Here is a 15736-nt window from a genome sequence, read left to right as displayed (position 1 = left end):
CAGCCGACCGACCACAGAGAGCGTTTAGAATGCTGGATTTACCAACATTGGGACGGCCCAGCAGGGCTAGCTTGAGCAGTGGTGGTTGGTCGGAGGGTGCCAGAGCCGCAATGTGGCTGCAAACCAGATCCAGCAAATCCCCACTGCCCCGGCCGTGGATAGCCGAAACTCGAACTTGCTGGGAAATTCCTAGCCGTTCGAAGCTAGCGGATGCCCCTTTGATGTCCGATTTGTTGATGGCAAGCAGCACCGGCTTCTTGGTTTTTAATGCCAGTTTGGCAGCGGCTTTATCTTGATTAGTTGGTTCGGTTGTCGCATCAACCACCACGATGACGACATCGGCATCATTGGCGGTCGCTTTGAGTTGATCCAAAGCTTGGCTAGCAATTTCATCGCCGGGACTATCAAAACCAGCAGTGTCCGTTAGAGTCAAATGATACTTACCCCAGCTGACCTCACCAATTACGGCATCCCTGGTGGTGCCGCTTTCACTGGCCGTAATGGCCATACGTGAACCAACCAAGCGATTAAACAAGGTTGATTTGCCAACGTTGGGCCGGCCGATAATTGCTACGATGGGGGTTCTGGCCATGTAATTGAGCGCTCGATCGCTTGAGTTAGTTGCTTGGTTTCGCCGAATCGGTCTTGGCTACCCAGGACCACGGTAATGACACTATGGCCATGAATGTTGGAGGTAGCTAGCAAACATTGTCCGGCCACCGGCGTATAACCTGTTTTTATACCAGAAAAACTGGGATCTTTCAATAGCTCATTGGTGCTAATCAAATGATATTGGTGGCCACTGAGGTCGCTGATGTAGCCATCGCTGGTTGCCGCAACCACCTTGGCGCTCGGACTAGCTAGCAATAATCTAGCGGCACTAGCCAAGGCTTGGGGCGAGGCATTGTTGCCGGTATCATCAAGTCCGTTGGCATTGGCTAAGTGCAGATTCGTTAGGCCCCAGCTAGCCGCTAGGGAATTTAATTTAGTAGCGAAATTAGCCACCGAACCAGCGTCGTAGATGGCCAGTGTATCAGCGGCATCGTTGGCCGATGGGATTAAGGCGGCTTTAACTAAATCACCCAGTTTAAACTGCTGGCCGGCCACTAGTCCTAAAGTCACGGCTCCATTGGGATAAGCTGGCAGCACCGGCACGGTAACGGTTTCGTCCGGATTATGATCGCGCAGGATGACGAGAGCTGTAAAGATTTTAGTAATTGAAGCAATCGCGCGGGGCTGATCGGCCGCTTTTTGATACAAGACTTGCCCGGTGGCCGCATCGATAGCGATAACTCCGCCAGCTGATAAATTCAGATTTGGGACTGCCCCGACTGGAGTAGATTGAGTATGGTAGGCTGGCATTTGGACTTCATGGGATGGCGCTTGAGCTCGGCTGGTCAACCAATCTGTTGGCGCTCTCAAACCGGTTAAGCCAACCAGCTGCATCAAGGCTATAAGTCCAATAATTAATCCAACCACGATTGCTCTTGCTCGCTGAGATCACGCCACTGACCCGGTTTTAATTGGCCCAGCTGCAATGGACCAATGCTGGTGCGGTGGAGACTCAGCACTTGGTACCCCAAAGCTTCGAAGGTGCGCCGAATCTGTCGATTCCAGCCGGTTTGAAGCTCTACTTCGATCCGATTATGCTGTTGCCGGGTTACCTTAATGACACTCAAACCTTCACGCAGTTGGACGCCAGTCTCCAAACTCATGCGATCAGCTGGTTCGAGTGCTCGATCAAGCCTGACTTGATAACATTTGGTTTTGGCTCGGCTGGGGTGGATGAGGCTCTGAGCCAAAGCGCCATCATTGGTTAAAACCAACAAACCAGAACTACCTTTATCCAGGCGCCCGGCTGGTTTTAGGTTTTGTAAGTCTTTTGGTAGCAAATCATAAATTGTGCCGCTACCCTGGCCACGGCGGCTGGTCACTAGGCCAACTGGTTTGTTCAAGATAATCGTAATCGCGGGCGCTAGCTCGAGGGTTTTATTATCAGACTCGACTAGATCCTTAGCCGGATCAATCTGTTGACCGAGAGTTGCCACTTGGCCATTAACGCTAATTCGACCACTCGCAAGAGCCTGGTCAGCCCCGCGTCGGCTCATCCCGGTGGCCCGGGCCAAAAATTGATTCAGCCTCATTGGCCCTATGATATCACGGGCTCAAGCCGGGATGTTGCTAAAAACACCCAGCGCTACTAGTAGGGCCAAAATAACTAAGAGGCCCAGCACAATAACACCGATGATGGCCCAAGGTGATAAAAATTGGTCAGTCTCTGCTTCCGGCGGCTCGAGGCCGGCATCGTAGAGCGACGGCAACGGCTGAGCCAGACTTTCGTAAAAGTCATGCTCGGCTGAGCGCGGCTGCTCCTCGTAATCGCGAGTTGGCTCGTCCATCTTCCACCTCCCTTCCTAGAGCCGATGCTAACACTGCGGCCTAGTTTACATAAGCGCCATTAATCCAAAAATGGACCCTGGTCAGGTCCAACTTTTTAGTAAGTTTTGGCTTCGGCTAACCCAGTAGTTGCTTGACGGTTTTAACGACGTCTTCGAGCGTGACCTGGGATTTGATCAAGTATTCGTTGGCTCCTAGTTTTTGGCCCCGTTCTTTATCGGATTGTTGGTCGAGGGCCGTCATCATCACGACCTTGGTGTTTTTGGTATCGGGCGTTGAGCGCAAAATGTCGAGCACGTCAAAACCGCTGATTTTTGGCATCATGACGTCGAGCACAATCAGATCGGGGCGTTCACGCACAGCCGTGGCTAGAGCCTCCTCGCCGTCGGAGGCCGTTACGACTTGGTATTGCTCAGCCTGAAACCGGGCACTGTAGATATCGCGCAGATTGATGTCGTCTTCGACTAGCAGAATTTTTGGCATAGGACCCTTAGTTCTTAAGCTCTAGCTTAACAAACTGGGCTAAGGTTGCGCAATGGCTGGCGCCGTCTTGGCTGCCGGGGCCTGCACCGCATCGATCGGTACGGCCGGGCTGGTGGCTAGCGGCGTGGTGTTAATCATCTGGTTGGCGCCGGTTTGAGGGCTCGAGCTAGCTCGAATCGTCTCGGCTTCGTTTTTAAGTAGTGGTAGCTGGAAGTAAAAAGTTGAACCTTGCCCCAGCTGGCTTTTGGCCCAGATCCGGCCGTTGTAGAGTTCAATAATAGTGCGGCAAATGTAGAGGCCCAGCCCGGTGCCGCCAATGGTGCGGGTGGCCGAATTATCAATTCGGTAGAATTTTTGGAACAAGTGTGGCAGGTCTTCGCTAGCAATACCCATCCCGGTATCAGTCACCCCGACCGTCACAGTTCCGCCACTGCTCGCCAGCGACACACTAACCTGGCCAGCCGGGGTGTATTTAATGGCGTTTTCAATTAAGTTCATGGTGACTTCGCGCAGTCGCTCGGGGTTGGCCTGCACGCTATAAATCGGTGCAATGGTGTTTGAACCAGCGGCGTTGGTCGCCTCAGCGCTACTGAGCTTTAGGGTTAAGCCCTTCTTTTGGGCACTGACCGTCATATCTTCAACGGCTTTTTTAACTAGCTCGGTCAAATTAACGGCTTCAATTTTATCAGCCAGCTGTTTGTCTTCAAGCTTGGTGATGACCAACAAGTTTTTAAAGAGTTCACCCAGGTCTTGGATGCTTTGGTGGGCTTTATCCAAATAGCCCTTGGCTCGATCGTCGATGGTGCCCGTGGTTGGATTGGTGGCCAGCGCTATATAGCCTTCGATGGCCGCAATTGGCGTGCGCATTTCGTGCGAGGCTGTTGAAATAAATTCATTGCGCTGGCGCTCCACCTCTTTTTCGGCACTAATATCACGAAATAGCGCAATGCCTCCGGTCAGAGTACCTTTGGCGTCGTAGATTGGCGAGGTGGTAATGGTAACGCTGAACTTTCGCCCAGCCTGCGTGGTCACAACTAAATCGTTCGAGACAAAGCCGGTTTGGCTGCGCCATGCCTGCATAAAGGGATCGATGTTATCGCTGATGTCTTGGTCTTTGGCGGTTTTGAGCTTTAGGACTGTGCGGTAATCCAAGTTCTTAGCTGAAGGCTCATCCCAACCGGTTAAAAGTTGAGCCGCTCGGTTAAAGAGCTGAACTTGGCGAGCGGCGTTGACCACAATGACGCCCTCCCCCATGCTCGACATTAAGGCCTGAGTTTTTAACTGCTCTTCGCTCAAGCTAGCGTTGGCTTGGGCTGGATTAGCCTTATCAGACTGGCCAAACGGTCTAGCTGCTAGCCACTCTCCCACGCCAGTTGCAATAATAATAAGCCCCAACTGGCCCAAGCGCTGGCCTAGGAGTCTCCCCTGGGGGTGAGCGGTGGCAATGTTAATGCCGTAGACGGCAATTGTGCCAACCGCGGCCAATATCGGCTCCCAGCGGCCCAAAACGCCCAGAGCGGCTACAAAAGCCAGCCACAACGCCAAATAGGGTGAATCGAGTCCACCTGTTTGACTAATGACTAGCCAGATCGAGGCAGCGGAGATAATAGCCACAATAATGGTCGAAAATTTCTCTAACTTGTGTTTGAGCAGTTGATGGAAACTCAGGTAATAAGCTAGCACTAGGGTTGAAAGCACAAAACAACCGACGGCGGCACCAGCATTCAAGGCCGTTTCGGGCCGATACCGAAATAGCACAGCCAAGCCAGAAATAACCATGGCGGCAATGACGGCTAGGACACTGGCAAAAATGCGATATCGCTTTTGGGCTGGTTCCATGTAAATGCTTAAGCTTCCAGAAGTATTATGGCGAATTTGGGTGCCGAAATCAATTTATAAAGATTAGAGCCCCGACCGGAGTCGAAACTCCAATCGGGGCTCAGGGCGCTTAGGCCTCAGTAGCTATCTCAGCCAGGTTGATGTGGTGCAGGTACTTGACGCCGGCTGGGGCAGCCGCATCATGGCGTAGCACTTCTGCTCGCTCCATGGCACGGCCGATGGCGTCGTCGAGTAACTCGATCAACTTGTCGACGCACTGGCAGTAAATCTTCCAGTCGTCCTCTTTAGCGAGGCCGGATGCACCGCCGAAGTGGTCGCGGTACTCACCCGCTCCCTCATGAGGGAAGTCGCCTTCACGGACGAGGTACTTCATGGTCTCAGCTTTGACCGAGGCGTAGCCAGTACGCAGGCAGAAGTGCAGTTTGCCAATGACGTTTTCGAGCGTGCCATTGAGGGCCTCGGCGACGGTCACGCTGCCCTGATGTGCGACGAACATGCGATATCTCATCGGATCCTGCCAGGAAAGCATGGCGTCGCAGGTCATGTCGGGGTCTAGAATGACCAGTGTCAGGCCCTTACCAGGGAACTGTTCCGTGAATTCCACGGCGAAGGGGCCGTGGAACCATTTCACGAACTGAGCCAAAACGTTTACGCCAAAGACGTTAGTGAGATCCATTTGTTACTCCCGGTACGGACCGCCGAATAGCGGTCAAGAGCCAAATAGTAACATTAAAGCGTGATTGTGTCAATCAGTTTTCCTAAAATATGACTCTTACAATTGACAACTAGAACTTCTTATGCTATAAATGTGGTGTTGGACTGATCAAACTGGTCGTCCCAAAGTCCTCACCCATCTCGTGGCTCAACCTGAGCCCAAAACCCTTGGAGTCAACATGAATAGCTGGTCTGAATTCCGTCATTCACTCCCCCGCTGGCTCTTTGGCACACCGATAAGGGCAATAGTCACCATCGTGGTCCTCATCATTGCGTGCCTGGTGCCCAGCCTGACCGCCTGGTTCTACCGCAACTTCCTGGCTCTGCCGGTGACGGTTGCGGCCATCGCCGGCGTGCTCTACATCGTGGCGCGGATGTTGATCCCCAGCCACAAGTCCAAGAAGGAGTAAGCCCTGGGCACACCTCCCGCTCACAGTCTCGCACTAGTTGCGAGGCAGTGGGCGGGGTTTCATTTATTAATACTTGGCGAACTATCAGATTTTGAGTTGACACCAAGTCAAGAGCGAACTGTTAGCCTGGTGTAGCATCGTTGTCTACCTAAACTATCAAGAACTTGAGACCTTAGGTAGGCACGGGACCAGTCCCTTATTACTAAGAGACTGGTCCCGCTAAGCGGGAGGAAAGCCAGCGGAATCGACGCTATGAGTCTGCTGATGCAGTTACCTCGTCTTCGAGCCAATCGGTCGGAGTGCGCACAAAGCCTGAGTAGAAATAGTCCGAGCGGACTACGCCTACATCGCGCAGTTTGGAGTTGGCAACCTTCATCACCCAGCTCCAGTAGACGTTATTCCTGTCCATGAACCTGACTAGTTCTCCAAGTGTGACAGTGTCTCTTCCCGGGAAGTGGATGTCACGGAATGTGTAAACGCCCGTGCTGCAAGCGCCCAGCGCTATGACGTCGTCTGGAGTAACCGTGATCTTGCTATGAGTGCGGCAGAGCTCGATGAATTCTTCGCGGGTTGCGGGCGCCGCTCTATCCGCATCTCCCTCCGCCCGGGCCTTAGCTTCTTTGGCTGCGTAACTTTCGACAAGTGCGCCGGAGATAGCGCTGAGCCCGAGGAGAATGAAGAAAATGACAGCTCCCGCAACAAAGCCCAGGACAATTCCGGCAAAAATGGCACTTCTCGGACCCGTGGGGTCCGATAGAGCGCCCGCGGAGCCCTTGGTCCAAACGCTCATCGAGGTGCCAACATGCTTCCACCACTCCAAGTTGAAGCTTCGCGAAAACTGCTGCCCGTTGTTTTGCCAAGAGACAGTGCTCTTGACGAGCCGGTCGTTACTTTTGATCGGCACGGTCCCCGCAACTATCACATGGGCTGAGTGCTTACGCCAACCGCTCGAGAGCTCGTTCGAACGAACAACTCCGAGTAGACAACCCGTTACCATGAGGGTCACAAAGACTATGGCAAAGAAGGGACCAACGTGGTCCGCCAGCCATCCTTCGTCGAACTGCCGGTACTTAGTTGCAATGGACTTCACGCGACTTCCTCCTAGTCGACGGACGAGCAAACTTTACACTAATATAGTCATTTGGGCAAGTTGGCGCAAAATTATTCTATAGGTTCCTTCAGCTTTTATTTTAGACCACGAATTTGGCTGTATTAAAAAAGAGGCTTTAGCCTCTTATTATGACTTGGTGACCCCACGGAGATTCGAACTCCGGTTACCAGGATGAGAACCTGGCGTCCTAACCACTAGACGATGGGGCCTTATCAACTGAACAACTTTAACATGTTTGCGGGGTTGTGTCGAGGTTATATCGTAGACAAAACTCAGGTTATATCGTATAATCACAACCAGTTCTCAAAAAGTTCCCTGACAATTTGTCTGACCCGAGAGGAGTGCCAGATGCGGCATCTCGCACTACCACTAGCCGTTGTATCGATTGCGTTGGTGCTGTGGCTGAGCCGCTATGGCGGCCTTCTGCCCAACTTGCTGAGTGCGACATTGTCCGTGATTGCGGTCGTCGGCATCGTGATTTGGATGCTGAATTCCACTCGCCACCCCAACGAGTTCAAGCCCAAAAAGGTGCGGCGATGATGCTGCATCTCGGTAGCCAAGATCGTTCACGATCCGTGTAAACGTCCATCTTTCTACTGAGAGGAGCGGCGATGCAGCCGAGATACTTCCTGGCGGCAGCTTTCGCGGTGTTTGCGATGTTCGATGCTGCTCACCACAGAGCCGTTGATCTCGCCTTAGACATCGTCGTCATAGTGATTGCCTGCGTGTTCATTCTCCGCAAAGATCGGTCTACTCGAAAGGAGCGGCCATGAGCCACGCGCGCTACCGGATAGCCGATGGTTGCTTCATAGCAATCTTTGGTGTCATCTTCGGTTTCCTCGTCCTGGCGGGTTTCGGTGTCAGTTTCGGTCTCAGAGGCCTTGACCACTTTGCTCGTTTCATCGCATTTGTGGTTGCGGCTGAGTGTATCGTCGTCGCCTTCATCGTCATGAAAGACAGATGGCAGCGCCGGGTGGAGCAAACCAGTCGCTAACCCGAGCCTTCCGCGTTCGAGAGAGAGCCTCCCGTTCGCGGGAGGCTCTCTTACTTTTGCTTATAGACATTGGACGGTAAATCTTGTAAAGTAGTGCCGTCCCATTCATTGAAAAAGGAAGGCTCAGATGCCCGCTCAGGACAGCCCCTTCGCCAAAGGCGAACGCAAAAAGGTTTTGGCCAACTTGGACGCCGGCAAACCAATTACCCCGCGTCAGCAGCGCCTGATTACGATTGAGCGCAACGCCCGGGATCCGAATTTGCAGCGTCAGGCTGAGCTGGCTAGGCGTGAGCGCGAAATTGCCCAACCGCCCGGCCCCCGGCGGCAGCGGTACGGCGGCGGAGTCCGTCACGTCGAAGGCGGTCAAGATCCGACTGGCAAAGATGCCCCTGCCAACATGAATGACTCCATCCTGCGCCAGTAGCCAGCAAGGCCCCCAGACCATTACGGTTTGGGGGCCGAAACTTTATACCGAACATGCCCGAACAAAGGGGTTGACACAATAACGCTTATGGTGTAGAATTGCACTTATCCATCGAGAGATCTGTTCGTTCAGGTCTCTTTTTTGGTGGAGTTTTGCTAACAAAGAAAGGAGGCTGCGCTGAGGGAGGGTGAGTTTACTCACAATCTATGCGTAACCGACTACAGCTACTTGTAACCCCGTTGTTACTAGTAGCCCAGGTGGCTCACACTGTTCCAGTTGTAGCCACCGACTCGACTCAGGCTCCGGCCCAAGTTGAGACCCAAAACCCAAACGTTACCCTAAACCTTAACAGTCCAGACCTCGTTCAAGCTACGGACACCGCTCCTAACTTTGATACTGAGGTACTAGCACCACTGCGCGCCGCCCAAGCTGCTAAGGCTCAGGCTGATGCAGCCGCTGCTGCCGCTCGGCGCCATCGCCGTCAGCGGGTCGTAACCGGCCCGGTCACTGGCGACGTCTGGTACCGCTTGCGGATGTGTGAATCGGGCAACAATTATGCCCGAAACTCCGGCAACGGTTACTTTGGTGCTTACCAGTACAACTTGTCGACTTGGTCAAACTTCGCCGGTTATGCTCGACCCGACCTGGCTCCGGCCAGCGTTCAGGACGAGAAAGCCCGCGAGACCCAAGCCCGACGCGGCTGGGCCCCTTGGCCCGCCTGCTCACGCAAGTTGGGACTGATCTAAGTACAGGTCAACCGCAAAAAGCCCCTCATCTGAGTGGGCTTTTTGCATACCAATTTTCAATTTCTCTCCCCACCAATTTTTTGTGTAAGCTCACTCTTCTTACCCCTGTAATACCTTTTATTGCTGTCGATACAAAAAAAAGGTGGGGTGGGTTTCTTTTCTTGATCATCTTGAGTAGATTGCTCATTTACTTACTCCCACTACTTAACCCTTCGCAATCTGCTGTATAGGCAAACTAAAGTTGACAAAGCAACATTTTTATAGTAGAATTGAGCAATCTCAAGTTCGCGTAACATTCGTTGCTCGGACTCCCGAGCGGACCCGAAGGAAGCAGAATGACATTTTGGGAGACCTTACTTGGCGATTCGACCTGGTGGTGGGATCATCCCATTCCTAAGTTTGTCGTCAAAACAGCTTTGTTTTTGATCGGGATGGCTCCTTACGTGGCGGGGGTGGTATGGGTCAGCATCACAATCCAACACTCGGAAGTCGCGGGCTTTGAGCCCGTCTTTCCGCCGTTGTGGGTTTTGCTGACAGCGACTCTCCTCGTCATAGTTTGGTTCGGGGTCTTCCTCACCTGGTCGTTGAGATTCGGTGCCGACTGATCAGCCCGATTGATATGTAACATTCGTTGCTCGGACATCCGAGCGGACCCAAAGGAAAACCATGAGAAGTCTGGCCTCTTACCGGGGCGAGCCAACTTGGTGGGATAACCATCTCATCATCACAGGCTTTGTCCGGGTAATCCTCGTCCTAATCGGACTCGCTCCGCTGATTGGCGGATACGTCTGGCTGATCGTCTCCTTCAACCACGCCTACTACACCGGCACTATCTGGAACATGCCGCCGGTTTGGCAGCTCGGTTTGGCTTTTGGAGCCTCACTGGTCTGGGCCGTGTTCTGGATCAACGCCGCCGTCGCCCTTAACGTCTAGGAGCACCATGACCACCATAGAGCCCAAGGAATACACCGCCAACGACGTCCTGGCCAAGATCATCTGGCTCCAGGTTTTTCTGGGGAGCCTTCGCGGCGAGTTGATGGTGCTGGAGATGCACCAGGGCATACTGCGGGTCGACGAGGAGCGCATCGCCTATCTCCGGACTGAGGTCGATGAAGTCGAGTGTGCCATCAATGATTGGGCCATGGTCCTGTCGCCAACTGCAGCTGGGATGCCAAGGTTTCCATCGGACGACGCCGTTGTCACTTGAGCCCACGTACGAGAGAACCCACGTTCCCCGGCGTGGGCTTTCTCTTTATAAACTATTTAGCTCTTCGACTAATTTGCTGGGAATAGTATTGGCTTTAATTAGATATTTATCAACTTGAGAGTTTAGTTTCTGGAAGGCTTTGTCGTCTAACACCACATTGGTAAAAACGACCAATTTGGAATTGCGCAAGCCGGTGCCATCTTTACCGCGCAAACGATTAACCACCTCGACCCCATCTGGTTTTGGAATCATCAAATCAATTAATAGAATATCGTAATGATTATTTGTGGCGCGCTTCAGCCCGGTGGTGCCATCGGCCACCACTTCAACCTGAAACCCCTTACTCTTGAGCTCCTCGGTATACATATCGGCTACCGGAGTATCATCCTCAATAAACAAAATGCGCTTGGGTTCAGCCATCACAAACTCGGCTGCTTTTGGCGGTTAGCTTCACAGAAGGTGGCATTGTGGCTTTGGCGGCAGAGGCTGTAGCCTAGGTAGGAACTAAGCGACTTGGGCAGCGGTAGAGTGATTCCGGACGGCGGCGGCGGCACTACCCGAACTTCGACTGGGGTGGTTCCACTACCGAGGTTTTCAATAACCCGGAAGCTACCACGAGAGAGATCTATCACTCGGTGGGTCCAAGCCTCGGGTCCATAATCATTAACCAAACAAATAACGGTGCGGCCATTACGTTTGTTTTTGACTTGCAAATAAGTCCCGCGACCGTACTTGGTCGATGCACAAGTTAGCGCATCTGGCTGTGGCAAGCCAATGGCGTACCAAGAAGCTTGGCCGACTTGATCGGCTGGGGTTGAGGGGCCAGAATCGATCGTCAGCGTCGTGCCCGCCTTGATTTTGGTGTGCACCTCCAAGCTCAAGGTTGGCTTGGTGGTGGCTATGGCAAATGCTAGCCCACTGGTGCTGATCATGGCTACAGTAATAAAAAAACCACGCAAGAATCGCTGCGAGGTCCGCTTTTTGACCAGCTTCTTTTTGGTCACCACGTGGTGAACGTGTTTGAGCTTCTTCTTGGTTTTGGTTTTCATACCCTCATCCGCCGAAAGCGGATTGATTCAATTATTGCATAAGCGTTATGAAATGTCGAGACCCGAGGAGCGTTTTGCTCCCCGGGTATTTTTGGTTAAATCAGCTACCTGTTCGATGTTTCCCCCCGATGCTGAAAATCCGCAAATGGGGTGAAACAACTTCCCAGGCATCGTCCGGGAGGTTGACGTGGAGCTGCTCAAAGCTTTCTTCGAACAACTCGACGCTGAACCAGCGCGGGGTTGTGGCAAAGAACTGTTTGAGGGCTTGCGGCAGTTGGTCTTGGAGTTCTGCCGACAAAAACTCTCGGTCGTCGAATAGGTGCAGCAGAGTCTTAGCCATTTCATCGAGCAAGGGTTCGGCTCGCCTCTTTAAACACCCATCAGTGCCATCAAAGGCCTCGGCGATGAACGCCGTCAGAAAGTCGGTTACGGTGGCTGGCATCATGCCTGACTTTCATGATGCGGGGCAGCACTACGTTCGTGGAGGTTCGTCCATGCTTTCACTAGCTCGTCGATGTCGCCATCGGGGACGCGCAGCCAGCCATCGCAGCCCAGCTCGAAAGCTTGGTCGCAAAGGTCAGAAACGAGTCGCTGTACCCTAACACCGACGGCGCCTCCGATCATGCCCCACGGCTGGGCATTGTAGATCTGATCGAATGTCCAGCAACAAGCCAGACGCTTAACTCTGCCGCCCTTGCCGAATTCGATTTGGGTCGGCATTGGATAGAGGAACCCTGGCAGCGGCTCGACTGCTGGCTGACCCAAGCGATGTTCGTGGAAGACGAGGCTGAGTTCGGCCAAGTGAGAGCGTTTCCGGAAGCGCCAGAAGACATAAAGACCACTTGGTTCGTGCATGATGGCATCAAACAGGCTGGCATCGTCTAGCTCTAGCGTATCCATGCGGCCTCTTTTCAAGTTGCGTATGTGGTCTGGCTCAGACCCGTAATTGAAGTTGTGAGCTCATCGCTCCGATCTCGACCAGCAACCCGCTACCTTCTAGCTCGCGGAAACTTTGAACGTCCAAAGCCAGCAGTCTGGTTGGAACGGGTTCGTGCACGTCGCTGGGGCCGTCGGATGCTTCGGTGAAGGTATAGAAGTTCAGGTGGAAATCGACTCCTGTTCGACTGACTTCCACTAAAACCGGGTGTTCATAACCGCTACCAACGTAGGCCCAGATGGTGCCTGCATCGGGACGCCCGTTGGCGGGCACAGATTTCTGATCCGAGAATTGAACGGTCACGATTTAGCCTTTCGCAAAAGGACACGGACAAATGAATTTTAAGCCTAAGCCAGAATTAGTCAAGTACTCTAGTAGATGACACTACCCGTTTGCGGCACCACACTAATCCAAGTATTTCCGCGATCAAGCTGGATTTCGGCGCCAGTCGCATCCAAAAACTTGATTCGAGAGGTGCGAGCGTCTTTCTTCCAGGTCCCAACCACGGCTCCCCCATCACGAAAGATCACGGCCTTGCCCGAGCCAACCGTTGTCATTAGGGCATGGCCAGAGGCGTCGTAGCTAGTTTGAACGGTGATGGCCACCACGTTTTTAACCTTTATTTGTTGGTTGGTGTTGCGATCGATGTGGGCGGCACCAGCCAGAGCCCGAGCGTAGCAATCGCAGTTGGCATCAAAGCTGTATTTTGCGGTAAACAAGGGATATGAATATGTGATGGTGATGCTGGGGTGGCTGGGTGTGGCCTCGGCGGCATCGGCTTTGTAGGCCCAACTAGTAAAACTGGGGGCGGTGGTATAGCCCAACCTCTGCATTAAAGACAAAAGCGAACTAGTCGAAGTGTAGAGATTGTGCGGGGCAAATCGATCACTGACGCGCTGGAAGTTAGCCGAATAAATTAAGCCATTCATACTTTTAACACCCAAAGGACCGACTTCGCCCAAAGCTTGAGCCGATCCGCCAGCATGGGCAATTGGAGCATTGTTGTATTCTTGAATCCAATCGATAAAGTAGGGCCGAAGCGAACGAACCGGTCCGATGCTGGCCGGTTGTTGATCCTGAAAAACGGCCAGGAAGCGCGTAATGCCGCCCTCGGCCAGGGCTTCATAAACCACTCCAGCCGAACTTAGAGCCGACTGCGGCCTGGCCTCCGGTGAGTTTTCGATGACCACTCCAAAGACCGGTTGAGCTGCGACTTGAGGTGTCACCTCCAAACCGGTTAGCGGGTCTGGCACAGTGGCTGGCTGCAAGACCGGTGCCGGTTCGGCCGATTGAGCCGAGGGCTCAGATTTTGGTTTGTGATGATAATGCAAGTAGGCCCAGACACCGGCCGGGATCAAAATAATGGCGGCCGCAATTAGACCGGTCCAAACTTTATGGTCACTAATCCACTTTTTCAGATCAAGTCGGCGTTTTGGCGCCGGGTGATTGGCTGGCTCGGCTGGGGCATCTGGGTGATCGGATTGTTCTGGCGACATAGATTGATTATAGCAAAGATCTTATGCTTAATTAAGCAGTCGCTGCGGCTTTCAGCCTACGCAATACCGTCTCCGGTCCTAGAGCCACCATAGTTTCAAATAGCCCTGGGGTGGCGGTTTGCCCGGTGATGGCTATTCGAACGGCCATAAAGAGCGGCCCCGGTTTATCGGCTCCGGCTTGCTCTAGAACCTTTTGGCGCATCAGTTTTTCTAAATCCTTGGCGTCGCTAAAAATGTCTTGATTTTGAGATAACACTTGGGCAGTGACTTCTAGATATTTATGCGCATCGCCATGTGGCAGTTCTAGCTGGCTGGGGTCGGGGTCGTTAAAGAAGAATCCGAGTAGTTCTTGGGCTTCGGACAATTTCTTCATTCGTTCCTGGATTAGCTCAATCGCAGCTAGCGAATAGGCCGGATCATGTTTGAGTTGGACTGCAAGGTTGGTTTCGCCCAAAAAGGCCACCAGCTGATTCAGCAACTCTTCTGGCTTCATGGCCCGAATGTATTCCCCGTTCATCCAATCGAGCCGGGCTGGATCAAAAACGGCCGGACTTTTCTGGATCCGCTCGAGCGAAAAGCGCTTAGTTAGTTGACTACGGCTAAAAATCTCTTGGGTTTCGCCACTGCCGGGGTTCCAACCCAACAGCGCTAGAAAGTTAATAACAGCCTCAGCTAAATAACCCTGCTTTCGATATTCCAAAATGTCGGTATCGCCAGTGCGCTTACTTAGCTTTTTGCCGTCGCTACCGTTGATGACTGGCAAGTGAATAAAGTCTGGTTGATCCCAACCGAAAACTCCGTAGAGCAAAACGTGCTTGGCGGTGGAGGCAATAAACTCATCGCCGCGGATTACCTGGCTAATTTTCATATCGTGATCGTCAATGACATTAGCAAAGTTGTAGGTTGGGTAAGAGTCGCTTTTTATAATGATAAAGTCTTCGATCAAGCCTAAGCCAGTCTCAAACTCTCCCCTGATCTCATCGCGCCAAGTAATTTGGTTCCAGCCCAACTTCTTTGCAACAGCCGCAACATCTACTCTTATTGGATGCTGGTCATGATCACCCTTGGCGGCCTCTTCCATAGTCCGGCGATAAACCCATGGTTGGCCGGATTTTTCGGCCGCCGCTTTTAACTGCTTGAACTTTTCCGGTGCGATCTGCGATCGATAGGCCAAACCGGCTTCGACCAACTTATTGGCCCATTGTTGATAGGCCCCCGCTTGGTGGCGGTTGGATTGGATGTAGTCGATTCCCTTTTGTTTGCCATGGCTGATCCAAAATCCCTCATCGGGTTCCAGGCTCAACCAGCTTAAACCCTCAACAATCTGTTTGACGCCCTCTGGCACAAACCGTTCTTGGTCGGTATCTTCCAAGCGCAAAATAAATTGACCGCCACCTTGTTGAGCAAATAAGTAATTAAATAAGGCGGTCCGAACCCCGCCAATATGCAGTAACCCAGTTGGACTGGGCGCAAAGCGGACGCGAATATTAGAACTCATAACTTAAGCTTAGCGCCTTGACTTAAGCCAATCAATCGAGCGCCAAGTCTTCAAGGCTTATTGGCTCCCAATCACTGCCCGTCTGAACGTAAACATTGGTTTTGTGGCTGATCTCATCCGGGTCATAGATATTCTCGAACCGGGTGGCCTGACCAGCAGACTTGTGATAATGCGATTTGCGCTCCACAATGGCTGGCCCGGTTACCCGCTCCATTTTATAAACCTGGCCCCCGCGCTTGAAGGTCACAAATTGAACCCGCCTAGTTAAATCACTGCGATCGGGCAGCGCCTCTTCGTAGCGGCCGTGGTCACTAAGCCCAAATTTTAGGTCGACGGCATCGACTAAGCGATCCCAACCGGCATCATTAGAGTCCATAAGCGATCTTTAAGAGTTGTTCTCGGTTTAAGTGTTCGTTGCCCTGGATACTATA

23 protein-coding genes and 1 tRNA gene are annotated in these 15736 nt (G+C 52.6%); 7 read left to right on the top strand and 17 right to left on the bottom strand.

The window, feature by feature from the left end; translation table 11 throughout:
- The 7 genes from VLE72_00120 to VLE72_00090 all read right to left on the bottom strand — a co-directional run.
- Positions 1–592: GTPase (locus VLE72_00120; GenBank protein HSX14309.1), on the bottom strand; the 592-nt coding region annotated here is incomplete at its 3' end.
- Positions 571–1479, bottom strand: a complete 909-nt coding sequence (locus VLE72_00115; protein ID HSX14308.1) for a serine hydrolase — start codon at positions 1477–1479, stop codon at positions 571–573. The genes VLE72_00115 and VLE72_00120, both read right to left, overlap by 22 nt.
- Positions 1467–2144, bottom strand: a complete 678-nt coding sequence (locus VLE72_00110) for a pseudouridine synthase (GenBank protein ID HSX14307.1) — start codon at positions 2142–2144, stop codon at positions 1467–1469. The genes VLE72_00115 and VLE72_00110 overlap by 13 nt, the downstream gene beginning before the upstream one ends.
- A gap of 21 nt (positions 2145–2165) precedes the next feature.
- A complete protein-coding gene (locus tag VLE72_00105) occupies positions 2166–2399 on the bottom strand; it encodes a hypothetical protein (GenBank protein ID HSX14306.1) in 234 nt (77 codons plus the stop codon).
- Positions 2400–2514: 115 nt separating this feature from the next.
- Positions 2515–2880 (bottom strand): response regulator, encoded by a 366-nt coding sequence (locus VLE72_00100; protein HSX14305.1) that lies wholly within the window; start codon positions 2878–2880, stop codon positions 2515–2517.
- 39 nt (positions 2881–2919) lie between these two features.
- Positions 2920–4719: an ATP-binding protein gene (locus tag VLE72_00095; protein HSX14304.1), complete on the bottom strand. Its 1800-nt coding sequence runs from the start codon at positions 4717–4719 to the stop codon at positions 2920–2922.
- 109 nt (positions 4720–4828) lie between these two features.
- Positions 4829–5395 (bottom strand): hypothetical protein, encoded by a 567-nt coding sequence (locus VLE72_00090; protein ID HSX14303.1) that lies wholly within the window; start codon positions 5393–5395, stop codon positions 4829–4831.
- 130 nt (positions 5396–5525) lie between these two features.
- Between VLE72_00090 and VLE72_00085 the strand changes: the two genes are divergently transcribed.
- Positions 5526–5843 (top strand): hypothetical protein, encoded by a 318-nt coding sequence (locus VLE72_00085; GenBank protein ID HSX14302.1) that lies wholly within the window; start codon positions 5526–5528, stop codon positions 5841–5843.
- Positions 5844–6093: 250 nt separating this feature from the next.
- On the opposite strand, the gene VLE72_00080 is transcribed toward VLE72_00085, so the two are convergent.
- Entirely contained in the window at positions 6094–6747 is a 654-nt protein-coding gene (locus VLE72_00080) for a hypothetical protein (protein HSX14301.1), read from the bottom strand.
- 341 nt (positions 6748–7088) lie between these two features.
- Positions 7089–7163, bottom strand: a tRNA-Glu gene (locus VLE72_00075).
- Positions 7164–7302: 139 nt separating this feature from the next.
- Between VLE72_00075 and VLE72_00070 the strand changes: the two genes are divergently transcribed.
- The 6 genes from VLE72_00070 (at position 7303) to VLE72_00045 (ending at position 10325) form a co-directional block, all read left to right on the top strand.
- On the top strand, positions 7303–7494 hold the full coding sequence (locus tag VLE72_00070; GenBank protein ID HSX14300.1) for a hypothetical protein: 192 nt from the start codon (positions 7303–7305) through the stop codon (positions 7492–7494).
- A gap of 229 nt (positions 7495–7723) precedes the next feature.
- Entirely contained in the window at positions 7724–7948 is a 225-nt protein-coding gene (locus tag VLE72_00065; protein ID HSX14299.1) for a hypothetical protein, read from the top strand.
- A gap of 127 nt (positions 7949–8075) precedes the next feature.
- The gene (locus VLE72_00060) at positions 8076–8372 is read left to right on the top strand and encodes a hypothetical protein (protein ID HSX14298.1); all 297 of its coding nucleotides are present in this window, start codon (positions 8076–8078) and stop codon (positions 8370–8372) included.
- 206 nt (positions 8373–8578) lie between these two features.
- Complete coding sequence (locus VLE72_00055) at positions 8579–9118, top strand: transglycosylase family protein (protein ID HSX14297.1); 540 nt, start codon at positions 8579–8581, stop codon at positions 9116–9118.
- Positions 9119–9784: 666 nt separating this feature from the next.
- Positions 9785–10051, top strand: a complete 267-nt coding sequence (locus VLE72_00050) for a hypothetical protein (protein ID HSX14296.1) — start codon at positions 9785–9787, stop codon at positions 10049–10051.
- Between the two features lie 7 nt (positions 10052–10058).
- Entirely contained in the window at positions 10059–10325 is a 267-nt protein-coding gene (locus VLE72_00045) for a hypothetical protein (protein HSX14295.1), read from the top strand.
- A 45-nt stretch (positions 10326–10370) separates the two neighbouring features.
- On the opposite strand, the gene VLE72_00040 is transcribed toward VLE72_00045, so the two are convergent.
- The 8 genes from VLE72_00040 to VLE72_00005 all read right to left on the bottom strand — a co-directional run bounded on the left by VLE72_00040 (position 10371) and on the right by VLE72_00005 (position 15681).
- Positions 10371–10745, bottom strand: coding sequence for a response regulator (locus VLE72_00040; protein HSX14294.1), 375 nt, complete (start codon positions 10743–10745; stop codon positions 10371–10373).
- Positions 10745–11374, bottom strand: a complete 630-nt coding sequence (locus VLE72_00035; GenBank protein ID HSX14293.1) for a septal ring lytic transglycosylase RlpA family protein — start codon at positions 11372–11374, stop codon at positions 10745–10747. The genes VLE72_00040 and VLE72_00035 overlap by 1 nt, the downstream gene beginning before the upstream one ends.
- 100 nt (positions 11375–11474) lie before the next feature.
- A complete protein-coding gene (locus VLE72_00030; GenBank protein HSX14292.1) occupies positions 11475–11819 on the bottom strand; it encodes a hypothetical protein in 345 nt (114 codons plus the stop codon).
- On the bottom strand, positions 11816–12274 hold the full coding sequence (locus tag VLE72_00025; protein HSX14291.1) for a hypothetical protein: 459 nt from the start codon (positions 12272–12274) through the stop codon (positions 11816–11818). Before VLE72_00025 ends, VLE72_00030 begins: the two co-directional genes overlap by 4 nt.
- A gap of 34 nt (positions 12275–12308) precedes the next feature.
- Entirely contained in the window at positions 12309–12614 is a 306-nt protein-coding gene (locus tag VLE72_00020; protein HSX14290.1) for a hypothetical protein, read from the bottom strand.
- Between the two features lie 68 nt (positions 12615–12682).
- The gene (locus VLE72_00015) at positions 12683–13807 is read right to left on the bottom strand and encodes a DUF3048 domain-containing protein (protein ID HSX14289.1); all 1125 of its coding nucleotides are present in this window, start codon (positions 13805–13807) and stop codon (positions 12683–12685) included.
- A 31-nt stretch (positions 13808–13838) separates the two neighbouring features.
- Complete coding sequence (gltX, locus tag VLE72_00010; protein ID HSX14288.1) at positions 13839–15305, bottom strand: glutamate--tRNA ligase; 1467 nt, start codon at positions 15303–15305, stop codon at positions 13839–13841.
- Positions 15306–15336: 31 nt separating this feature from the next.
- The gene (locus VLE72_00005) at positions 15337–15681 is read right to left on the bottom strand and encodes a hypothetical protein (GenBank protein HSX14287.1); all 345 of its coding nucleotides are present in this window, start codon (positions 15679–15681) and stop codon (positions 15337–15339) included.
- Between the last annotated feature and the right edge of the window lie 55 nt (positions 15682–15736).

This window comes from Candidatus Saccharimonadales bacterium (assembly GCA_035480635.1).
Classification (GTDB): Bacteria; Patescibacteriota; Saccharimonadia; order UBA4664; family DATIHN01; genus DATIHN01.
The sequence above is the reverse complement of the archived record's forward strand: the minus strand, read 5'-3'. Positions and strand labels throughout refer to the sequence as shown.